Genomic DNA, 19506 nt, shown 5'->3' with positions numbered 1-19506 from the left:
GATTATAGCAATGCTGTCAGCGATGCCAACTGCGAAATCTCAATGTGAGGTAATAGACGGGCATCTTTGACGTGCATCAGATTGCCTTCGCGCAGGTTTATCCAGCAAGCTTGCATGCCGCAGCTGACTGAACCGGCGACATCGGTGGTCAGATCATCGCCGACGTGCAGGAACTGCTCGAGGGGGATGCCGAGCTTATCAGACGCCGTCTGATACATGTCGACGTAAGGCTTGGCACGCCCGTCCGGGCCACCGCGCAGGGTAAATTGGAAATACTGCGACAGGCCACAGGCTTCCGGGTCGGCATTGCCATTGGTGATGGCCACCAGCGGCCAGCGTTTGGCTAACGCCGCCAGCGCGTCGTGGTTTTCCTGCGGAACGGTTATCTTGCTGCGCCAGTGGGCGAAGTTTTTCATCGCTGCGAAAGAACCTTCGCTGGCCTCGTTTTCCGTCAAACCAGAACGCTGCATGACGTGAAATACCGCCTGACGCCGCCACTCGGTGACGTCGTGATAAATCTCGGCGTCTTGCTCCAGCAGCTCGGCGCGCACTTCGCGGATAAACTCGCCTTGAAGATTGGCCAGCGCCGGATGGTAGCCCTGAATAAATTTCAATGTTTCGACATCGGTGCGACGGATAACCGGATAGTTGTCATAAAGCGTATCGTCTAAATCGAAGCTGATCGCCTCAATCCGGTTAAGCGGACGGTAAAACTTCATCAGGTTTTTCCTCGTTTAGCGCGTGGATGTGCGGCATCGTACACCGACGCCAGATGTTGAAAGTCGAGATGGGTATAGATTTGGGTAGTCGATAGATTCGCGTGGCCCAGCAGCTCCTGCACGGCGCGCAGATCCCCACTCGACTCCAGAACGTGGGTCGCAAAGGAGTGGCGCAGCTTGTGCGGGTGAATATGGCTGTTCACCCCCTGCTTGACGCCCCACTCGGCAAAACGCTTTTGCACGTTGCGCGCCGAGATACGCTTGCCTTGGCTCGACAGGAATAAGGCGTCGTCTTCCGGCCCAAACAGGTCGCGCAGCTCCAGCCAGTGCTCCAGCCAAGTCACCGCCGTGCGGCCCATCGGCACTTTGCGCTCTTTGCTGCCTTTACCCACCACCCACACTTCGCCCGAGGCCAAATCCAGATGGCGCGTATTGATGCCCACCATTTCAGACAGACGCAGCCCCGCGCCGTACATCACTTCCAGCATGGCGCGGTCACGCACCGACAGCGGGTCGTTGAGGTCGATATCCAGCAGTTTGTTCACTTCATCGACATCGATGTTTTTTGGCAGGTGCTTAGGCGCGCGCGGCGTGGCAATGCCTTTCGCCGGGTTGGCAGGCAACACGCCTTGAAACACTAACCAGTCGAGGAAGCTGCGCAGCGCCGACATGCGCAGAGCCAAACTGGCGGCGCCAAGCCCGGCGCGTTTACTGCGGGCCAATAACATGCGGACTTTAGGGGCGTCCAACTGCTGCCAGTTGGCGATATTGATTTCAGAGGCCATGGCCACCAGCGTTTCGAGCTGGCGTCCGTAGCTGGTTGAAGTGAGGGGACTGAGCTGGCGCTCAACCCGCAGATAACGCAAAAAAGCCTCGACTGCGGTATTCAGCGGCGAGTCAGTTTGCTGGCTCATGCCCGTTCTATCCAGCGTTCCAGCAAGCCCGGCAGCATTCGCGCTAACTGGTTGAGCATCACGGTGCCCATCCCCGACTGATAATGTTGCGGGTCGCGGCTGCTGAAAATCAGCATACCCAACTCGCCCTGCTCGCCCATCAGAGAGAGCGCAACCGAGCCCACGGCTTTCGCCTGCGGCAGTACCAGCAGCAGCTCGGGGCCATTCAGGCTACCGAGGAAGTGGTGGGTGTCGCCAAGGCGTTGAATACGCAGAGATTCAAACGCGCTGCGGCTGAGCGCTAAATGGGTGAAGTCAGACGGCGCGCCAATGCGCCAGCTTTCGCTAAACAGGCGCACGTTCGCACCGGCGAGGCCCAGCCCGCGCGCCCAGCGTTGCAGCCGGTTGAGCATATCTTGCAGACTGGTGGCCGCCGCGAGGGTGGCCTGAAGCTCGATTAAACGCCCGAACAAGGCTTCGTTCACCGAAGCCTGTTCCATTAATAAGGTGATCTCTTCTTCCAGTTGGCTGATGTGATGACGCTGACGCCCCAACTGCCATTCCACTAAGGAAACGCTGCCTTTAACCGGATGTGGCACGTGCATCTGCTCGACGCTGCGCGCGTTACGGATAAAGAAGTCGGGGTTTTGTAGCAAATACTGCATCACGCTTTCATCGTCTAGCTCGATGGCGGCGTCTAACTGGTCGTCAAGATTGTTCATAGATGAATAAATCCGTCGTATACGTGGGTGGCTGGCCCGGTCATATAAAGCGGATGACCCGGCCCTTTCCAGCGAATTTCGAGGCTGCCTCCCGGCAGTTCCACCTGAACTTCTTCCGCAAGTATGCCCTGTTGAATGCCGACGGCAACCGCCGCACAGGCACCGCTACCACAAGCCTGCGTTTCGCCAGCGCCGCGCTCATACACGCGCAGTTTGACCGAGTTACGATCAACTACTTGCATAAAGCCGACGTTAACGCGCTCAGGGAAACGCTCGTGGCTTTCCAGCAGCGGACCCAGCAGTTCAACGCTTGCCGTGGTGACATCTTCGACCTGCAACACACAGTGCGGGTTACCCATCGAGACTACGCCGCAGAACACCGTATGTTCTTCAGCACGAAGAATATAGGTCTTTTCCTGCTTCGGCGCGCGGAACGGCACTTGCTGAGGCTCAAAAATCGGCTCGCCCATATTCACTTGTACCAGTTCGTCCTCGGTGACGGTTAATACCATGCGACCGGTTTGCGTACTGACGCGAATATCACGTTTATTGGTTAAGCCTTTAATGCGAACAAAGCGGGCAAAGCAACGCGCGCCGTTGCCACACTGGGCAACTTCGCTGCCATCCGCATTGAAAATACGGTAATGGAAATCTAACTCGGGATCGTAAGGTGGCTCAACCACCAGCAGTTGGTCAAAACCAACGCCGCGAAAACGATCGGACAGACGACGGATCAATTCTGGAGAGAAATAAACATTTTGAGTGACGGCATCGACGACCATAAAGTCGTTGCCCAGGCCGTGCATTTTGGAGAACTGCATATTTTACTCCGCTTACCGCTGGTCAAATCCAGTCGCAATGATCCCTTAATCTACTGTGTTTTCCGGTAAAAATCTTACCGGAAGCGCAATATGTTCACTCAGTTAGTCGCGCGTTTTGGTACCGAGCTTTTCTGGTGAAACGCCATTTTCTTGCGAAGAACCATCGCCCGGCGTGCCTTTAACCTGACCATTTTTATTGGTCGTCGAGCCATCGGCTGGCGGGAAATAGAGTGGACCTTTGAGTCCACAGCCAGAGAGCGAAAAGAGTAATGTCGCGGCCAAAGACCAGCGTAAAGCGTTTTTCATTTTATGAATGCCTGTAATTCATGCGACCAAGCTCTCTATAATCGCAGGTGGATCATGAAAAGCAATAGGAATGACGATTTCAGGCCGCAGGTTTTAGTCGTTTGGTGCGAAGAAAGCCTATCTCCAATGGGAGAGATTAATGAAGCTGGAAGCGCTGCGGTACTTTTGCCGATTCAGGCGCGTTGTCGCCCACGGTGGCGCAAAGATGGGACAGCGGGTTGCTGCGGAACGGGATCACCTGCGTGCGGTCATCAAGCGAAACAATCTGGTAGAACTGCGGCAAGTTGAAATTGATAAAGCTCGAACCATAGGTAAAGCGGTCGTGGGATGACGAGTAGAAGCGGCTCACGTCACGCACCAAATCCTCTTTACTGCCTTCACAGTGGTGGTAAACCTCAACGCGGTTGGCTTCATCCAGTATATAGATGTTGAAACCCACCTCATCATTCCCCTCTTCAAAGAAGAACTGGATGATGCCTTCGCTGGCATAGCCATCAATCACCGCCGGAAGATGCGCTTGGTCGGTCTGCACTTTGACTGACAGGCCGTGCAGTTTGTTGTTGGAAATTGCGCCGTAGAACTCAATGGCATTTTCCAGCTTCTGCACCGACACGCTCAGGCGTTCGAAGAATAATCCCCACGTCTGCCCGGCCACGCGCACGGCTTTGAAGCGGCCCGGCTCGAGGCGTTTGCTCGACAGGCGCAGCTCGATGCACTCGGACACCAGCTGCTGAATACGGGTGCGAATCAAACCGCGCAGATGCTGGCTGTAGCAGAACACTTCCACCGATTCCGGCGGCGCGGCGTCCTGATGCATTTTGCCCAGAATAGTTTTCAGCGCTTCCAACACAGCCTGCTCGCCGCTGAAATGCAGAGTACGCACTTCGTTCCACGAGTTACGGTAAAGCAGGTCAATACTGCCCACCAGACACTGCTGTTGCTGGCCGAAGCTGAAGACGTCCAGCTTGCGGAAGTCGAAATGCACCACCTGATTGCGGAAGGCCGCGGTCGGGTCATGCTCGAGATTCACGATAATCGCCAGATGGCGGATTTCACACGGGCTATAGAGCGCTTTTGGCGTCGGAGCCGGCAAACGCAGCGGGAAATGGTGCGCCACGTCGGCCACCAGTTCACGCAGCTTGGCGATATCGCACAGGTTGCCACTCTTGATATGCAGGCGCGTGGTTGGTGTCAGCAGGCCGTTGAAGTAGGCCCAAGCCACCAGCTTGTTCAGATAGCGGTTATATTCCAGCGGCTGATGGCTGACGATGGACTCCATCGACGGCGACTGGTTATACAGATACCAACCCGCGCGGTTCGCCCGGCCAATCGGCACGTGGATGAAGGTCAGGTCGCTTTCTGATAAGTCAGGGGAGATCTGCGGGTTAACCAGCGTCACCTTGCCCGGCAGGGCTTCAAACGCGGCGTACAACTTACGGGTCAGCACGCCGATATCCTGCGGGCTGGCACTGACGCTTAAGTTGTTGCGGCGCGCGAAACGAATCAGGTTACGGTAGCTCTGCATCATGGCGTCCAGCAACTCGTTGTGCGCCTCGCGGACGCGCTCGATTTTCCAGTTCGCCCGGTTATCCAGAATCGCTAGACGCTCTTCGCTCCAGCCCCACTCGCTGACCAGTTGGGTCAGGATTTCGCGACGCCAGCCCACCGAAGCGCGGGAGCGCGACAGCTTTTCGCACACTTTTAAGTAGAAGCAGCGGCGGACTAAATCGAGGCGAGTGGTGTCTTCAATCTGAGTGAGGTAGCGGGTTACGCGGTCGAGCATCATGCAGTAAGAGTCGAGGCCGAAACAGACGATTTCGCCCTGATGCAGGCGCTGTTTGATGTCCATCGCCAACAGCTGGGTATTCGGGTACTCCCACGAATAGGCTTCCAGCAGCAGGGTTTTCAGCACCGCTTTGTAAGGCGAGTCGATACTCTTATACAGCTGCCACAGGCTGGCACCGAAATACTCTTCGGCAGACAGCGTGCTCAGACCGCCGAGATCCAGCCATTCGTTTGGTGTCAGCGCGCCCTGCGCATACAGCGACAGGACGTACTCGTCGTAATGCCCCTCTTCCTCGCCCGGCACCATATTCCACAGAATACGTTTCCCGGCCAGACGCACGGCAGTACGGTAGAATTCATCGAGCAGTAAAATGTGCTGGGTCGAACCACAGTCTTCGCCGCCAAGGCTGCCACTTTCATTGTGGCGGAAGCGGTTTTCGTCGATCAGGAAGAAGCTCAGCTCCACGCCCAGCGACGCGGCCCATTTCTCCAGCAGGCTGCATTTTTCCTGCAGGCGGTTGCGTTCTTCGTTGTCGAGCCAGGATTGGTGGCACACCCAGATATCTAAGTCCGAGTTGTGGCTTTGACCAATAGAAGAGGTGCTACCCATGGAGTAAACGCCGGTGATCGGCAGTTCACCTTTGGCCATCTCATCAAGCGGGCTGCCCCATTTCTCTTGAAGATCGGCAAGGTAGTCGTTTTGGGTATCATCAGGCGTGAAGATGCAGACGCCGTGAGGAACCTTGCCCTCAAGGTATCCCGGCATCAAAGGATGATGGTGATGTAGTAAAACTGGCAGAAGACTGTAGACCTGTTGGAAAGCCGGCCCCATGGCCGCTAAGGCGCGATCTACGCGAAGTTGGTTGATCGCATCCAATCTCTGCTTCAATGTCTCGATATACAAGTACAAGACTTTTTCGCCTGATTTTCCAGTGTCTCGAAATAACCCCGTTCCAAAGCCGTCATTTGTCGAAAAGCAGAATTAGTTGACGGATAAATGCTGGAAACGTGATCAATTTAACACCTTGCCGATTGACCGTAAAGGAAGTAACGCACCACAATTATTCTTCTGCTACTATGCATTTTACTTCTTTAACACCTGCGTAACAATTCCCTTTTGTGCTGCTTTCTTTCCTTTATTACCTTTTAACAAAATCATGCAATTTACTGCCCGTTTGCAAATTATCGTCACAAAGCGATGGATGCTCGCGATGGCTTCTTACGCTGACAGCTTTCCTCTGTCGGTGGTAGGATGGTCAGCGAAATAGTAAAACGGTAACAAGCATGTTAGACAAAATCATTCGAATTGCCACCCGACAGAGCCCGCTGGCTCTGTGGCAGGCACAGTACGTTCAGAAGCAATTAATGGCTTGTCATCCCGGTTTGCAGGTCGAACTGGTTCCGATGGTCACCAAAGGCGACATCATTTTAGACACCCCGCTGGCCAAGGTGGGCGGTAAAGGTCTGTTCGTCAAAGAGCTGGAATTAGCCATGCTCGACGGCCGCGCGGATATCGCGGTTCACTCAATGAAAGACGTTCCGGTGGAATTCCCGGAAGGCTTAGGTCTGGTGACGATTTGCGAGCGCGATGACCCGCGTGACGCCTTCGTCTCCAACCATTACGCCAGCCTCGCCGACCTGCCAGAAGGCAGCGTCGTGGGTACTTCGAGCCTGCGCCGTCAGTGCCAGCTGCGCGAACAGCGCCCTGATCTAGTGATTCGCGATTTACGCGGCAACGTCGGCACCCGTCTGGCGAAGCTCGATAACGGCGACTACGACGCGATTATTCTCGCCGTCGCTGGCCTGAATCGCCTCAATTTGCAAGACCGTGTGCGCACCGCGCTGACGCCGGAAGAGTGCTTGCCGGCCGTGGGCCAAGGGGCTGTGGGGATCGAATGCCGTCTTGATGACAGCGAAACCCGCGCCCTGCTTGCTCCGCTGGCACACCGCGAAACCACACTGCGCGTGCTGGCCGAACGCGCCATGAATACGCGCCTTGAAGGTGGGTGTCAGGTGCCGATTGGCAGCTATGCTGAAATCGACGGCGACCAAATCTGGCTTCGCGCCTTGGTTGGCGCACCCGATGGCAGCCAAATGGTGCGTGGCGAACGCCGTGGAAACACGGCAGATGCCGAGCGTATGGGCGTTGACTTGGCCGAAGAGCTGCTGGCCAAGGGTGCCCGTGAGATCCTGCAAGAAGTCTACCAAGGTAACCCACCAAAATGAGTATATTGGTAACCCGCCCCTCTCCCTCGGGAGAACTGTTGGTCAGTAGACTAAGAACGCTTGGTCGGGTTGCCTATCACTCCCCTTTGATTGAATTTGCGCCGGGAAGGGAGCTCGCGGTTCTGCCGAACCTGCTATCCTCTTTAAACCAGCATGACTTGGTGTTTGTGCTTTCCCAGCATGTTGTTAAGTACGCGGAACGTGCTTTGCAGCAGGCAAATCAGTCATGGCCTGAGCACGTCAATTATTACGCCATTGGCCGCACCACCGGCCTGCTTTTCCATCGCGTGAGTAGCCTGCCGGTTATCTATCCTCACGATGGCGAAACCAGCGAAGTGCTGCTCAACCTGCCCGACTTACAACATCTGGCAGGCAAAAAAGCGCTGATTTTGCGCGGTAATGGTGGGCGTGAACTGTTGGCTGAAACGCTGCGGGAACGCGGCGTCGAAGTGACATACTGTGAGTGCTACCAGCGTAGCCAGATTCATTATGATGGCAGCGAGCAAAGCTCGAGCTGGCAGCGCGCCGGTATCAATACGCTGGTGGTCACCAGTGGAGAAATGTTAGAACAACTTTATACGTTAGTTCCTGATTACTATCGCCAATCTTGGTTACTGCGCTGTAGCCTGATAGTGGTCAGTGAACGCTTGGCGACCCTCGCCCGCCAATTTGGCTGGCAGGATATTCGGGTCGCCGAAAACGCAGATAATGATGCGCTAATTCGTGCATTAAAATAACCTGACTAAGGGATGTGCCAAGATGACGGAACAAAAAAATCCTTCCGCACAGGATGACATGATCACCCCTGCGGCTGAGAGCCCCCAACAGCCAGATGTTGATCGCCGTGAAAAACCACAAGATATTCAGTTAGATCAGCAAAATGAGCAGCTGAATGCTTTGCGTAAAAAACAACGCACTGCGCCAGTTCTGGGTGCTATCGCCATCGTATTGGTGATTGCCTTAGGGGCGGGTCTTTACTATCACGGACACACTCAGGGACTGAAGCAAACGGCGGCAGTTGATGAGTTACAAGACCAACTTATTGCCTTGCAGAAAACCCAGCAGCAGGACAAGCAGCAAATTGCCGACCTGCTCAGCCAACAAGACAAATCGCAGCAGACCAGCGAGCGTCAGGAAGCCTCTTTCAGCCGCCAGCTTAATGAATTGCAGGACAAAGTCGCCAGCATTTCCGGTAGCGATGCCAAAACTTGGCTGCTGGCCCAGGCCGACTTCTTGGTGAAACTGGCCGGTCGCAAGCTGTGGAGCGACCAAGACGTCACTACCGCGGCCGCGCTGCTGAAAAGCGCCGACGCCAGTCTGGCCGACATGAACGACCCAAGCCTGATTGAGGTGCGTCGCGCACTGAATGAGGATGTGTCGAGCCTGTCGGCGGTGACTCAGGTCGACTTCGACGGCATCATTCTGAAGACTAATCAGCTGACTAATCAGGTAGATAACCTGCGTCTGGCCGATAACGACAGTGACGAAGCGCCGATGGACGACGACGGCACCAGCCTGTCCAGCTCCCTCAGCGAATGGCGTCAAAACCTCACCAAGAGCTGGCATAACTTCATGTCAGATTTCATCACTATTCGCCGTCGCGATAGCAGTGCAGAGCCTCTGCTGGCGCCGAATCAAGATGTCTATCTGCGTGAGAACATTCGCTCCAAGCTGCTGATTGCCGCACAGGCCGTGCCGCGCCATCAGGATGAGATCTACAAACAGTCTCTTGAATCTGTTTCCACCTGGGTTCGTGCCTACTTCGATACCAGCGACCCAGCGACCAAAGCTTTCCTTGAAGATGTGGATAACCTGAGCCAGCAGTCTATTTCGATGGATGTCCCGGAGCAGCTGAAAAGCCAGCCGATGCTGGAAAAACTGATGCAAACTCGGGTGCGTAATCTGCTTCAGCAGCCCGCAGCCTCTACTCAGGGGGGATAACGCATGCTAAAGGTCTTAGTGTTATTCCTCATTATCATCGCCGGGATTGTGGTCGGCCCGATGCTCGCAGGGCATCAGGGTTATGTGCTGATCCAGACTGACAACTACAACGTTGAAACCAGCGTTACCGGCTTGGTTATCATGTTCGTGGTGCTGATGCTGGTTCTGTTCTTCATTGAATGGATCCTGCGCCGCGTGTTCCGCACCGGCGCGCGCACCCGCGGCTGGTTCGCCGGGCGTAAAAGCTCTAAGGCGCGTAAGCAGACGCAGGCTGCCATGTTAAAACTGGCGGAAGGCGACCATCGTCAGATGGAGAAACTGCTGGCGCGCAATGCGGACCATGCCGATCAGCCGGTGGTGAACTACCTGCTGGCGGCAGAAGCAGCGCAGCAGCGTGGCGATGACATTCGCACTAATCAGTATCTGGAACGCGCGGCTGAAATCGCCGATATCGACCAGATGCCGGTGGACATCACCCGCGTGCGCATTCAACTGGCGCAGGGAGAGATCCACGCGGCGCGCCACGGTGTTGATCGCCTGATTGGCCAGTCACCGCGCCACCCGGAGATTCTGCGTCTGGCCGAGCAAGCCTATCTGCGCACCGGGGCCTACGCCTCATTGCTGGAGATTTTGCCGTCGATGGCAAAAGCGGGCGTGCATGACGACGAAGAGCTGCGCGTGCTGCAAGAGCAGGCCTATATCGGCTTGATGAATCAAATCATGGCTGAAGAAGGCAGTGACGGGCTGAAACGCTGGTGGAAAGACCAGAATCGTAAAACTCGCCACGAAGTTGCTTTGCAGGTCGCCATGGCTGCGCATCTGATTGAATGCAACGATCAGGACCTCGCGCAGGAAGTGATTCTGGATGGCATCAAGCGCCAATATGATGAACGTCTGGTCGCCATGATGCCGAAACTGCGTTCAGGCAATCCGGAGCAGTTGGAGAAGGCGCTGCGCCAAATCATCAAGCAAAATGGCTCTACCGCGCTGCTGAGCAGCACGCTGGGGCAATTATTGATGAAACACGGCGAGTGGGCGCAGGCTGCGGAATCCTTCCGTGAAGCACTCAAACAGCGCCCGGACGCCTACGACTACGCATGGCTGGCGGATGCTCTGGATAAGCTCCACAAACCAGCAGAGGCCGCAGAAATGCGCCACAAAGGCTTGATGCTGACACTGAACAACTCGCAAGAGCAGTAAAGCTTCAATCTGCTAGAAATACGTATCTCAAAAAGGCTCCTTCGGGGGCCTTTTTTGTTGCTATCAACAAGATATAAGTTACCAGTGATTCGGGTAAGGGAATGCAGCCAACGCATCTGCGGCTTGAAGGATGACGGGGATTTAGGCAAAAAAAAACACTTGCCGAGTGGCAAGTGCATAAAACAATCAGGTCTAAGACAACAGGGGAGTGCCTCACTCAACGATTTGCCTGCTGGTTGATAAATGCCTGATGAGAGGCGCTTATCGGTCAGATAGACAATAGGCACTATAAAGTGGCTCTGCGTCATTCCCAGTTTTATGAAGCCCTAAGGCAAACATAGGAGGTGGAATGAGCATCTACGCAGTAATTATTGCAGATAGCGTGCCACAATTCTAAAAATCATCTCCAATTGACTCAATATATATTTATCTTTTTGATTTTAAATGAATTTATAAGAGATGAATTTTCTCACGCCTTTGCGCGCTGAACTTCCCCCTAAGCCAATCCCCGACTTAAATGAAATAAGTGTTGCTGGCAAACGACACCCTTCTCAGTCGGGATATAAATTAAAGTATTTCAATAGATTAAGTGTCACCGGATAGCGACAGAGAGAAAGGGTGATGTTGTCTAGCGGCGACAGGGGTTAGAAAGAGGGGCAAAGAGGCAAATACATAAACTCCAGACGAAAAAAAACCTGCTTTAAAAAGCAGGTTTCTTAAATTGGTCGGCGAGAGAGGATTACGCGCATCTGCGATGCTTGCCCTGCGGGCCGTTGCTAAAGCAACGTGGTCTCGCTGCGCTCGGCTCAAACCTCCTTCGGAGGTTCTCATCCTCATAAACTTCAGACGAAAAAAAACCTGCTTTTGAAAGCAGGTTTCTTAAATTGGTCGGCGAGAGAGGATTACGCGCATCTTCGATGCTTGCCCTGCGGGCCGTTGCTAAAGCAACGTGGTCTCGCTTCGCTCGGCTCAAACCTCCTTCGGAGGTTCTTATCCTCATAAACTTCAGACGAAAAAAAACCTGCTTTAAAAGCAGGTTTCTTAAATTGGTCGGCGAGAGAGGATTCGAACCTCCGACCCACTGGTCCCAAACCAGTTGCGCTACCAAGCTGCGCTACTCGCCGATGTCGTGCATCTTACTACTTTTTAATGCTAACAGCATCATTTAAATGCATTTTGTGTGTGGTGCGAAGGGAGGGACTCGAACCCTCACATCCTAAGGACACTAACACCTGAAGCTAGCGCGTCTACCAATTCCGCCACCATCGCATGTCACATTCACAAAATCATTTAAAAAATTTGGGGTGGCTAATGGGACTCGAACCCACGACAACTGGAATCACAATCCAGGGCTCTACCAACTGAGCTATAGCCACCATTTCAAACTCTTCCACACGTGAACTGTTTAACCTCAAACAGTACCACCGCAACTCTAGCGCAAACTTAATGGTGCGCCCGACAGGATTCGAACCTGAGACCTCTGCCTCCGGAGGGCAGCGCTCTATCCAGCTGAGCTACGGGCGCTTAGCGCCGTTGCGGGTGGGGATACTACGGTTTTAATGCCACCCTGTCTAGTGCTTTTTATTGGAAAAGTTGCGTTTGATTGCTCTTTGTCCAATACGCATTAAAAGTAGGCGTCTTACCTTCCCCACCCATGACTTACGACGTTATTTTACGCTTTCAGTGGTCAGAGATGCCCGCTTGTGCATCCCCAGCCCAAAGTATATCAAGCTGATCGCCGCGATGAAAATACCGCCTACCAGCAAAGATACGCGCGTATCAGGGTTTATCGCCATTCCGACCAGCACGCAGGCCAAGAATGCCAGCGTCAGATAGTTGACGTAAGGGAACAGCACCGATTTAAACGGATGGTCTTTCAGCTTCTCTTTATGCGCCTCGCGAAAACGCAGCTGGCTGACCAACACCACAAACCACGGCACCATGCCCGGCAGCACGCTGGCGCTGTAGACATACACGAACACCTTCTCCGGGTTCGGGATGACGTAGTTCAGGCATGAACCCACCACCAATACCGCGATAGACACGGTGATGCCGTACACCGGCACGCCGCTTTTCGACACTTTGCCTAAGAATGCCGGGACTTGGCGATTCTGCGACAGCGCGTAGAGCATGCGACCGCAGCTGTACATGCCGCTGTTACAGCCCGACAGCGCCGCCGTCAGCACCACAAAGTTAATAATCCCCGCCGCCGCCGTGATACCGATTTTGGCGAAGGTCAGCACGAACGGGCTGCCGTGAGTGCCCATCTCATTCCACGGGAAGATAGTGATGATGACGAAGATCGCGCCGACGTAGAAAATCAGGATACGCCACAGGATGTTATTGATAGCGCGCTTTAGCGTCACCTGCGGGTTCTTGGCTTCACCGGCGGTGATACCCACCAACTCGACGCCCTGATAGGACGCCACCACGATACAGAGGGCGAACAGGAAGCCTTTCCAGCCACCGGCAAAGAAGCCGCCGTGCGCCGTCAGGTTGCCAAAGCCAATAGGCTGACCGTGGTTGCCGAAGCCAAAGAAAATCACCGCCAGCCCCACCACGATCATCACAATGATGGTGGTGATTTTGATCAGCGCGAACCAGAACTCAAACTCGCCGTAAAGCTTCACCGCCGCTAGATTGGCCGCAGCAACAATAGCCACGGCAGCAATCGCTGGTATCCACTGAGGCAAGTCCGGGAACCAGTATTGCGCATAGACACCAATCGCCGTGATCTCCGAGATACCCACGGCTATCCACATGAACCAGTAGCTCCACGCGGTCAGGTAGCCATAGTAAGGCCCGAGATACTTATGCGCATAAACCGCAAAGGAACCGGCGACCGGCTCGAGATGCAGCATTTCGCCCATGGCGCGCATGATGAAGAACACGAACACCCCGGCCAGAATATAAGCCAGTAAAACCGAAGGCCCGGCCCATTTCAGCGTACTTGCCGCCCCCATGAACAGACCCACGCCGATTGTCCCGCCCAAGGCAATCAGCTCTATATGACGGGCTTCTAGCCCTCGGTGTAGACCACCTTTTTCCTCGTTACTTGCCATAAATCCTCAATGTTATCGTTATTGTGTTTGCCTTCCGGATTCTCCGGAATGTTATTTTTATAGTCTGGTTTTCCCGCTCGGGAGTTAAAACGGGCAGTATGGTTTCGCATTTTGTGATCAGTTGCAAACCACGAATAGAGAAGCTGCGCCCCGGTTGACAGCAGGCGCTGCAATAAGCAGCAAATAGGCACGAAAAACGAGAGATGGCGCGCCGCGAAGGTGAAAACCTCGCGACGCAAAGCGGAAATTAGAGCTGGTTGGTGTAGTGGTAACGCAAATATTTCAGCAGTTTGAGCTGGCGGCCCAGTCGACTTGGCTGGCGAATCAGGCGATAAAGCCACTCGAGGCCAAGCTTTTGCCAGATTTTTGGCGCGCGCTTCACATGCCCGGTGAACACATCGTAAGTGCCGCCAATCCCCATATATAGCGCCTGAGGGTGAACCAACTGGCAGTCGCGCATCAAGATCTCTTGCTTTGGCGACCCCATCGCCACGGTAACAATCGCCGCCTGCGACGCTTTTACCTGCTCAAACAGCGAGTCGCGCTGCTGCGGCGTGAAGTAGCCATCCTGACTGCCAACAATGTTGACGTTCCACTGCGCCCGCAGTTTTGCCTTGGTCTGCTCCAGTATCTCGGGTTTACCGCCAATCAAAAATACCGGCGTCCCCTCCTGCCCTGCGCGCTGCATCAGCCCTTCCCACAGATCGGCCCCCGCGATGCGCGAAACCTTGGCTTCGGGGTATTTACGGCGAATGGAACGCACAATGCTGATGCCGTCGGCATATTTGTATTTCGCCTGACCAATCAGCTCGGCAATGGCGGGCTGGCTTTCCATGGTCAGCACTTTTTCGGCATTAATCGCCACCAGAGAGCCAGTTTTAAGCTGCGGGCCCTCAAACAGGTAATTGATAAAGTGGTCCATATCGTTAAAGCCGCATAAATTTATGCCGCGAATGGAATACGTGGGGATGTTGTTATTTGAAATCATTGATATTCCTGCGACGACGCGGGCGTCGTGGGGTTCCCTTTGGTTGAAACGTGGTCGAGCACGCGGCGCGGGCGAATAAGCCCGATGGCATCAAACATCCAGTAGAGTAATTTTGCGACCACCAGACACAAGCCAAAAATTAGGCAGAAAAACACCACGCGGGAGAAGAAGGAGTCGACCCCTTCGCGCGCCAGCACGATCATATTGAATACCGCACCGAAACAAAAGCTTTGCAAAATGGCGGCTTTATAGGGGTTGGCCTCGGCTTTGCCCAGCTCATAGAGCCAGTCAAACCATTTGATAATTAAGCCCACCACCACCGCGCCGAGCGGGATAAACCACACGCCGCCCATCACCACCAGCGAACCAATTAAGGTCGGTGAAATCGCCAAGCCAGAGTGGTTGTTCAGCACGTCCCAAGTGAAGTAGTTGGCCGAGTTAAGCACCACTGCCGGACGCTCGGGCCACAGCCAGCTTGGGATGAACACGTAAAAGTCGCGCACAATAGGCGCTAACCCCTGAAAACTAATTTTGTCGTAGTTTTGCAGCAGCAGCCCGAGGTTTTCCCACGGAGAGAAGGTGTCGCGGGTCAGATAGAGGAAGGTGTAAAACGCCTCGGGGCCATTCACATTCATGCCATAACGCTTTAGCGCCAGCCAGAACATGCCGACCACCGCCATCACGCCCGCCGTTGCCAGCATCCACAGAGAGATCCAGCCGCGCACAATGCCGATAAACAAGAATAAGGCGAAGGCAATAATAATATTGGCACGCGTGCCGCCAACAATCACATAGGTGAGCAGCCCAAAGGCCACGGTGCTGACCAAGAAGAACAGCCAACTGCGGCTGTTTTGGCGCAGGAAATAGACCACCAGCATGGCGGGAATAAAGAAGTAGAAGAAGCGTTTCAACGCCACGCCCGACACTTCGCTGGAGAAAATCTGGCTGTAAGACTTGAGCTTAAACAGCAGAAAACCGTTGTGCAGGAAGAAGATAGACACCGTTACGATAGCCACCAGCGCCAGCAACATCCACGTCAGGTGGGTTTCCACCCGATTCATGGTGAAAATTGGCACGCGGGGCTTGTCAGACTTCGCCCTGAGGCGCGTTTTGTAGCACACGTAGTAAATGCCGTAGAAGCAGGTCGCCGCCAGCATGGCTTGCAGCAGATTTTCGACCGGCACCACTTTGACATCAAATCGGAACACCAACAGGCAGGTCAGCGGGAAGCCGAAATAGAATGTCAGCAAATAGAGCATGGAAAAGAAGACGTTGAAGTTAAATCTGACGCGGCGAAACTCTTTATAAGTCAGCGTCAGAATAAAAATCAGAGAGAGCGCGTAGACCAGACTCAGGCCGCCAAACTGGGTCAGCGTCATGATGCTGCTCCGCCGGTCACCAGCTCAATCGCCTGCTGCCAGCCCGCAATGTAGTTCGGGTTGAAGAAGTCGATATTCTGCAGGTCGGCGCTGAGTAACTGGCGGCGAGCTTCGGCCACCGTGGCGCTATCCAAGGCATCGCCGTAAAACAGTACCGGCAGGTGTTGCTCCGCCAGATCCTGCCAGAACGGGTTTTTGCGGCTGACTACAAAAGGCACGCCGAACTGAATCAGCAGGCAAAGAGTACCAATCGCCTGCTGGCGGTCGAAAATGAAATAACCCAGCGAGCAGCGACGCAGCAGATTGAGATAGGCATCAAAGGGCATGGCATCTGTCAGCAATTCGACATTCTCTGCCGGGAATAAGCCCAGCGCGGCGGCTCTAACCTGTTCAATGTACTGCTGATTATCCGCCGGATAGCCCATGGGGATAATCACCTTAATTTCTGCGCCAAACTGCTGGTGCAGCGAATTCAGTGCTTCAATGTGGCGATTACTGCGATCCCCAGAGTTGCCCACCAGCACGGCCATTGGCCCGGCGGGGGCTGGCTGTTCGGCTGACTGGGTCAGCGCGGGGTCCATGCGCGTCGGGAAATAGAGCAGAGATGACGCCACGCGCGGATGCCGCTGGTGATAGTGATTCAGGTCGCCGCGAGTGCCAAACACGTGGCCAATCCGCCCCTGAGCCAGACGGCGCAGCAGGTAGAACAGGCGGAATTTCAGGCTGCCCGAGGCTTCGTACAAATCCGCGCCCCAGATATGCCAGCACGCCTGACGCGCTTTAATCTTGCCACTGAGCAATGCGAGCCACAGGGTCGGGTTGAACTGCCCGTGCAGGAAGAACTTCTGCTGGCGATTGGCCTGAGCCTGCGCAATAACCGCCTGCGCCAGCGTTTTCTTGTCTTGATAGACTTCAATATTCAGCCGGGTAAATGCGCTAAAAGCTGACTTATCGGCAGCTGCCACCATAAAACGGCGGACCTGCTCCGGCGGCAATTGCTCCGCCAGCACATCATTGAAGAAGCGCAAAACGGTAAGATTATGGTGCGGGATATCAGATCCCAAAACGTGAATCAGCGTCGTCATGCTCGTCTACGATAAATAACAAAAACGATGCTACACAGGGTGAAATAGACGATGTAAGTCGCCATGTAGGCCTGCGCAGCGCCAAGAGAACCCTTCAACGGGATAAGCCAGTGGGAGAAAGCCGTCAATAGCGCGAACTGGCTAATCTCGGTCAATATATAAAAGCGCAAAGAGGCTTTGGCAATCACCAGATAGCCAAACACATAGGAGCCGACTTTGAGCACATCGCCGACCAACTGCCAGGCAAACAGGTCGCGCATGGCGGTGAACTGGTGCGAGAACAGCAGCCAAATCGCGAAGTCACGCAGCAGCCAAACCACAAAGCTGGCGCAGGCCACGGCGGGAATCACAAACTTCAGCGACTTCACTATCTCGCGTGAAATGGCCTGTTTATCGGTCAACCGCGACAGCGTCGGCAACAAGTAGACGCTAAAAGAGGCGGTGATGAACTGCAAATAGGCATCAGAAATGCTGCTCACGCCCTGCCAGATCCCCACGGCGTCCCAGCTGTAATACTTCGCCAGCAGGTTTCGCATCATCACATAAGCCACCGGCAGGGTCACCGAGGTGATGAGGGCCATCAGGGTGAATTTGCCCAGATGGCTGGCTATCGCGCGATCAAAACCCAGACGCAGGAAGTGCAGAGGAAAAGGCTTACGCCGCCAGAGCATTGCGCCAGCAGGCAGTACCACCAGAGCCGGCACCAACGCCAACCCGGCCAACGCACCTTCATAGCCGCCGAGCTTGAAACAGAGTAAATAGGCCAGCAGGCCAATCAGACTGCCGCCAATCACCGCCAGCGCATTGCCCCGCGCGTCCCGGTAACCTTTGAGGATGGCTTGAAAATAGTTGGCATAGGCGATGCCCATCTGAATAAAGGCCACGGCGCGCACTACCGACTGATACCTGTCGTGACCAAAAAGCCCAATACTTATCGGCCCGGCGGCCAGCAGGAACACTAATGCCAGCGCGGTGGAGAAAAACAGGATCAGGCTGGACGCCGTGCCCAGCACTGCCTTTAAGCGTGCGGGGTCATGATGATGCTCTGCGACATACTTGGTGACGCCGTTGAAAATCCCGGCCCCGGACAGCACGCCGAGCACCGTCACCATCTGGCGGAAATTCCCCGCCTGCCCCACGCCGCTCGGGCCAAAGGCCACTGCCAGCAGCTTGACCACCAGCAGGCCCGCCGCGATTTTTATCAGCGTCGAGCCAGCCGTCCACACCGATGCTTTTGCCAGAGACATATCAGGCGAAGTATTTCAGCATGGCGGCGATCACGGTCTGCTGCGTTTCGTCGGTCATGTTATAGAACAACGGCAGACGCACCAGACGCTCGCTTTCTGGCGTCGTAAAACGATCTTCGTCACTGAATCGGCCGAAGCTCAGCCCGGCAGGGCTGGTGTGCAGCGGGATGTAGTGGAACACGGTCAAAATATCGGCCGCTTTCATGTGGGCGATAAAGGCGTCGCGGTCGGTGATATCGTTCAGGCGCAGATAGAACATGTGGGCATTGTGCACACAGCCCTCAGGGATAGTCGGAAGCGTAATGCGCCCAGCCTGCGCCAGCGGCTGCAAGGCGCGGTGGTAGTTATCCCACAGGGCCAGACGGCGCTGGTTAATCGGCTCGGCGGCTTCCAACTGTGCCCACAGGTATGCGGCCTGTAGGTCAGACATCAGATAGCTGGAGCCGATATCGCGCCAAGTGTATTTGTCCACTTGGCCACGGAAGAACTGGCTGCGGTTGGTGCCTTTCTCGCGGATTATCTCAGCGCGTTCAATCAGCGCTTTATCATTGATCAGGGTCGCGCCGCCCTCGCCGCCCGCCGTGTAGTTTTTGGTTTCATGGAAACTGAAACAGCCAATATGGCCGATAGCGCCCAGCGCCTTGCCTTTATAGGTCGACATCACGCCCTGCGCGGCATCTTCCACCACGAACAGGTTATATTTCTCGGCCAGCTGCATGATGGTGTCCATCTCGCAGGCCACGCCCGCGTAATGCACCGGCACGATGACGCGGGTCTTCTCGGTGATCGCGGCTTCAATCAGCGTTTCATCAATGTTCATGGTGTCTGGGCGCACATCCACAAAGACGATTTTCGCGCCGCGCAGCACAAAGGCATTGGCCGTGGAGACGAAGGTGAAGCTCGGCATGATCACTTCGTCGCCTTCTTTGATATCCAGCAGCAGCGCCGCCATCTCAAGCGACGCGGTACATGACGGGGTCAGCAGGACTTTGGCGCTGCCAAAACGCTGCTCAAACCACTGCTGGCAGCGCAGGCCAAAGCCGCCGTCGCCACACATTTTCCCGCTGCTCATCGCTGCGCGCATGTGATCCATCTCGGTACCGAATACCGGAGGTGCGTTAAAAGGGATCAT

At 54.9% G+C, this 19506-nt stretch carries 16 protein-coding genes, 4 tRNA genes and 2 other RNA genes; 4 read left to right on the top strand and 18 right to left on the bottom strand.

The genetic code is table 11. The annotated features are described in order from the left end of the window. Positions 1 to 2: 2 nt before the first annotated feature. The 6 genes from yigB to GEAM_RS19115 form a co-directional block, all read right to left on the bottom strand. Positions 3 to 719 (bottom strand): 5-amino-6-(5-phospho-D-ribitylamino)uracil phosphatase YigB, encoded by a 717-nt coding sequence (gene yigB / locus GEAM_RS19140; RefSeq protein WP_034794800.1) that lies wholly within the window; start codon positions 717 to 719, stop codon positions 3 to 5. Continuing rightward, positions 719 to 1633: a tyrosine recombinase XerC gene (gene xerC / locus GEAM_RS19135; protein ID WP_034794797.1), complete on the bottom strand. Its 915-nt coding sequence runs from the start codon at positions 1631 to 1633 to the stop codon at positions 719 to 721. Before xerC ends, yigB begins: the two co-directional genes overlap by 1 nt. After that, positions 1630 to 2334: a DUF484 domain-containing protein gene (locus GEAM_RS19130; protein ID WP_034794793.1), complete on the bottom strand. Its 705-nt coding sequence runs from the start codon at positions 2332 to 2334 to the stop codon at positions 1630 to 1632. The genes xerC and GEAM_RS19130 overlap by 4 nt, the downstream gene beginning before the upstream one ends. Further along, positions 2331 to 3155: a diaminopimelate epimerase gene (dapF, locus tag GEAM_RS19125; protein ID WP_034794790.1), complete on the bottom strand. Its 825-nt coding sequence runs from the start codon at positions 3153 to 3155 to the stop codon at positions 2331 to 2333. The genes GEAM_RS19130 and dapF overlap by 4 nt, the downstream gene beginning before the upstream one ends. Before the next feature lie 102 nt (positions 3156 to 3257). Beyond that, positions 3258 to 3461 carry an LPS translocon maturation chaperone LptM gene (gene lptM / locus GEAM_RS19120; protein WP_034794786.1) on the bottom strand — a complete coding sequence of 68 codons (204 nt, stop codon included), beginning with the start codon at positions 3459 to 3461 and terminating at the stop codon, positions 3258 to 3260. Between the two features lie 136 nt (positions 3462 to 3597). Then, a complete protein-coding gene (locus GEAM_RS19115; RefSeq protein ID WP_034794784.1) occupies positions 3598 to 6156 on the bottom strand; it encodes a class I adenylate cyclase in 2559 nt (852 codons plus the stop codon). A gap of 374 nt (positions 6157 to 6530) precedes the next feature. On the opposite strand from GEAM_RS19115, the gene hemC reads away from it, so the two are divergent. The 4 genes from hemC to hemY are packed head-to-tail and all read left to right on the top strand — an operon-like array spanning position 6531 to position 10613. Beyond that, the gene (gene hemC / locus GEAM_RS19110) at positions 6531 to 7472 is read left to right on the top strand and encodes a hydroxymethylbilane synthase (RefSeq protein WP_034794781.1); all 942 of its coding nucleotides are present in this window, start codon (positions 6531 to 6533) and stop codon (positions 7470 to 7472) included. After that, a complete protein-coding gene (hemD, locus tag GEAM_RS19105) occupies positions 7469 to 8209 on the top strand; it encodes a uroporphyrinogen-III synthase (protein WP_034794778.1) in 741 nt (246 codons plus the stop codon). The genes hemC and hemD overlap by 4 nt, the downstream gene beginning before the upstream one ends. Before the next feature lie 22 nt (positions 8210 to 8231). Then, entirely contained in the window at positions 8232 to 9413 is a 1182-nt protein-coding gene (gene hemX / locus GEAM_RS19100; RefSeq protein WP_034794775.1) for a uroporphyrinogen-III C-methyltransferase, read from the top strand. Positions 9414 to 9416: 3 nt separating this feature from the next. Then, the gene (gene hemY, locus GEAM_RS19095; RefSeq protein ID WP_034794773.1) at positions 9417 to 10613 is read left to right on the top strand and encodes a protoheme IX biogenesis protein HemY; all 1197 of its coding nucleotides are present in this window, start codon (positions 9417 to 9419) and stop codon (positions 10611 to 10613) included. 722 nt (positions 10614 to 11335) lie between these two features. Here hemY and GEAM_RS22870 read toward each other — a convergent pair. The 12 genes from GEAM_RS22870 to rffA all read right to left on the bottom strand — a co-directional run bounded on the left by GEAM_RS22870 (position 11336) and on the right by rffA (position 19506). After that, a non-coding RNA gene (locus GEAM_RS22870) (RtT sRNA) lies at positions 11336 to 11464 on the bottom strand. Between the two features lie 34 nt (positions 11465 to 11498). Beyond that, positions 11499 to 11627: non-coding RNA, RtT sRNA (locus GEAM_RS22865), on the bottom strand. 33 nt (positions 11628 to 11660) lie between these two features. Then, a tRNA-Pro gene (locus tag GEAM_RS19090) sits at positions 11661 to 11737 on the bottom strand. A gap of 59 nt (positions 11738 to 11796) precedes the next feature. Further along, a tRNA-Leu gene (locus GEAM_RS19085) sits at positions 11797 to 11882 on the bottom strand. 31 nt (positions 11883 to 11913) lie between these two features. Further along, positions 11914 to 11989, bottom strand: a tRNA-His gene (locus GEAM_RS19080). Positions 11990 to 12060: 71 nt separating this feature from the next. Then, positions 12061 to 12137, bottom strand: a tRNA-Arg gene (locus tag GEAM_RS19075). Positions 12138 to 12280: 143 nt separating this feature from the next. After that, complete coding sequence (gene thrP / locus GEAM_RS19070; protein ID WP_034794770.1) at positions 12281 to 13675, bottom strand: bifunctional threonine/serine APC transporter ThrP; 1395 nt, start codon at positions 13673 to 13675, stop codon at positions 12281 to 12283. A gap of 247 nt (positions 13676 to 13922) precedes the next feature. Beyond that, positions 13923 to 14663 carry a lipopolysaccharide N-acetylmannosaminouronosyltransferase gene (wecG, locus tag GEAM_RS19065; protein WP_034794768.1) on the bottom strand — a complete coding sequence of 247 codons (741 nt, stop codon included), beginning with the start codon at positions 14661 to 14663 and terminating at the stop codon, positions 13923 to 13925. After that, positions 14660 to 16042 carry an ECA oligosaccharide polymerase gene (gene wzyE / locus GEAM_RS19060; protein ID WP_034794765.1) on the bottom strand — a complete coding sequence of 461 codons (1383 nt, stop codon included), beginning with the start codon at positions 16040 to 16042 and terminating at the stop codon, positions 14660 to 14662. The genes wecG and wzyE overlap by 4 nt, the downstream gene beginning before the upstream one ends. After that, positions 16039 to 17127 (bottom strand): TDP-N-acetylfucosamine:lipid II N-acetylfucosaminyltransferase, encoded by a 1089-nt coding sequence (locus GEAM_RS19055; RefSeq protein WP_034794763.1) that lies wholly within the window; start codon positions 17125 to 17127, stop codon positions 16039 to 16041. The genes wzyE and GEAM_RS19055 overlap by 4 nt, the downstream gene beginning before the upstream one ends. Next, a complete protein-coding gene (gene wzxE, locus GEAM_RS19050; RefSeq protein ID WP_034794760.1) occupies positions 17124 to 18374 on the bottom strand; it encodes a lipid III flippase WzxE in 1251 nt (416 codons plus the stop codon). The genes GEAM_RS19055 and wzxE overlap by 4 nt, the downstream gene beginning before the upstream one ends. Before the next feature lies 1 nt (position 18375). Further along, positions 18376 to 19506 (bottom strand): dTDP-4-amino-4,6-dideoxygalactose transaminase, encoded by a 1131-nt coding sequence (rffA, locus tag GEAM_RS19045; protein WP_034794758.1) that lies wholly within the window; start codon positions 19504 to 19506, stop codon positions 18376 to 18378.

The sequence above is a fragment of the Ewingella americana ATCC 33852 genome (genome assembly GCF_000735345.1).
In the GTDB taxonomy this organism is placed as follows: domain Bacteria; phylum Pseudomonadota; class Gammaproteobacteria; order Enterobacterales; family Enterobacteriaceae; genus Ewingella; species Ewingella americana.
Note: the sequence above shows the minus strand (reverse complement) of the source record. Positions and strands in the feature narration are given on the sequence as shown.

Excerpts from the sequence above, each read along its gene's own strand:
- GEAM_RS19055 (WP_034794763.1), bottom strand. The coding sequence starts at position 17,127 with ATGACGACGCTGATTCACGTTTTGGGATCTGATATCCCGCACCATAAT.
- wzyE (WP_034794765.1), bottom strand. The coding sequence starts at position 16,042 with ATGACGCTGACCCAGTTTGGCGGCCTGAGTCTGGTCTACGCGCTCTCT.
- yigB (WP_034794800.1), bottom strand. The coding sequence starts at position 719 with ATGAAGTTTTACCGTCCGCTTAACCGGATTGAGGCGATCAGCTTCGAT.
- thrP (WP_034794770.1), bottom strand. The coding sequence starts at position 13,675 with ATGGCAAGTAACGAGGAAAAAGGTGGTCTACACCGAGGGCTAGAAGCC.
- dapF (WP_034794790.1), bottom strand. The coding sequence starts at position 3,155 with ATGCAGTTCTCCAAAATGCACGGCCTGGGCAACGACTTTATGGTCGTC.
- GEAM_RS19130 (WP_034794793.1), bottom strand. The coding sequence starts at position 2,334 with ATGAACAATCTTGACGACCAGTTAGACGCCGCCATCGAGCTAGACGAT.
- hemC (WP_034794781.1), top strand. The coding sequence starts at position 6,531 with ATGTTAGACAAAATCATTCGAATTGCCACCCGACAGAGCCCGCTGGCT.
- wecG (WP_034794768.1), bottom strand. The coding sequence starts at position 14,663 with ATGATTTCAAATAACAACATCCCCACGTATTCCATTCGCGGCATAAAT.
- hemD (WP_034794778.1), top strand. The coding sequence starts at position 7,469 with ATGAGTATATTGGTAACCCGCCCCTCTCCCTCGGGAGAACTGTTGGTC.
- lptM (WP_034794786.1), bottom strand. The coding sequence starts at position 3,461 with ATGAAAAACGCTTTACGCTGGTCTTTGGCCGCGACATTACTCTTTTCG.
- xerC (WP_034794797.1), bottom strand. The coding sequence starts at position 1,633 with ATGAGCCAGCAAACTGACTCGCCGCTGAATACCGCAGTCGAGGCTTTT.
- rffA (WP_034794758.1), bottom strand. The coding sequence starts at position 19,506 with ATGATCCCTTTTAACGCACCTCCGGTATTCGGTACCGAGATGGATCAC.
- wzxE (WP_034794760.1), bottom strand. The coding sequence starts at position 18,374 with ATGTCTCTGGCAAAAGCATCGGTGTGGACGGCTGGCTCGACGCTGATA.
- hemY (WP_034794773.1), top strand. The coding sequence starts at position 9,417 with ATGCTAAAGGTCTTAGTGTTATTCCTCATTATCATCGCCGGGATTGTG.
- hemX (WP_034794775.1), top strand. The coding sequence starts at position 8,232 with ATGACGGAACAAAAAAATCCTTCCGCACAGGATGACATGATCACCCCT.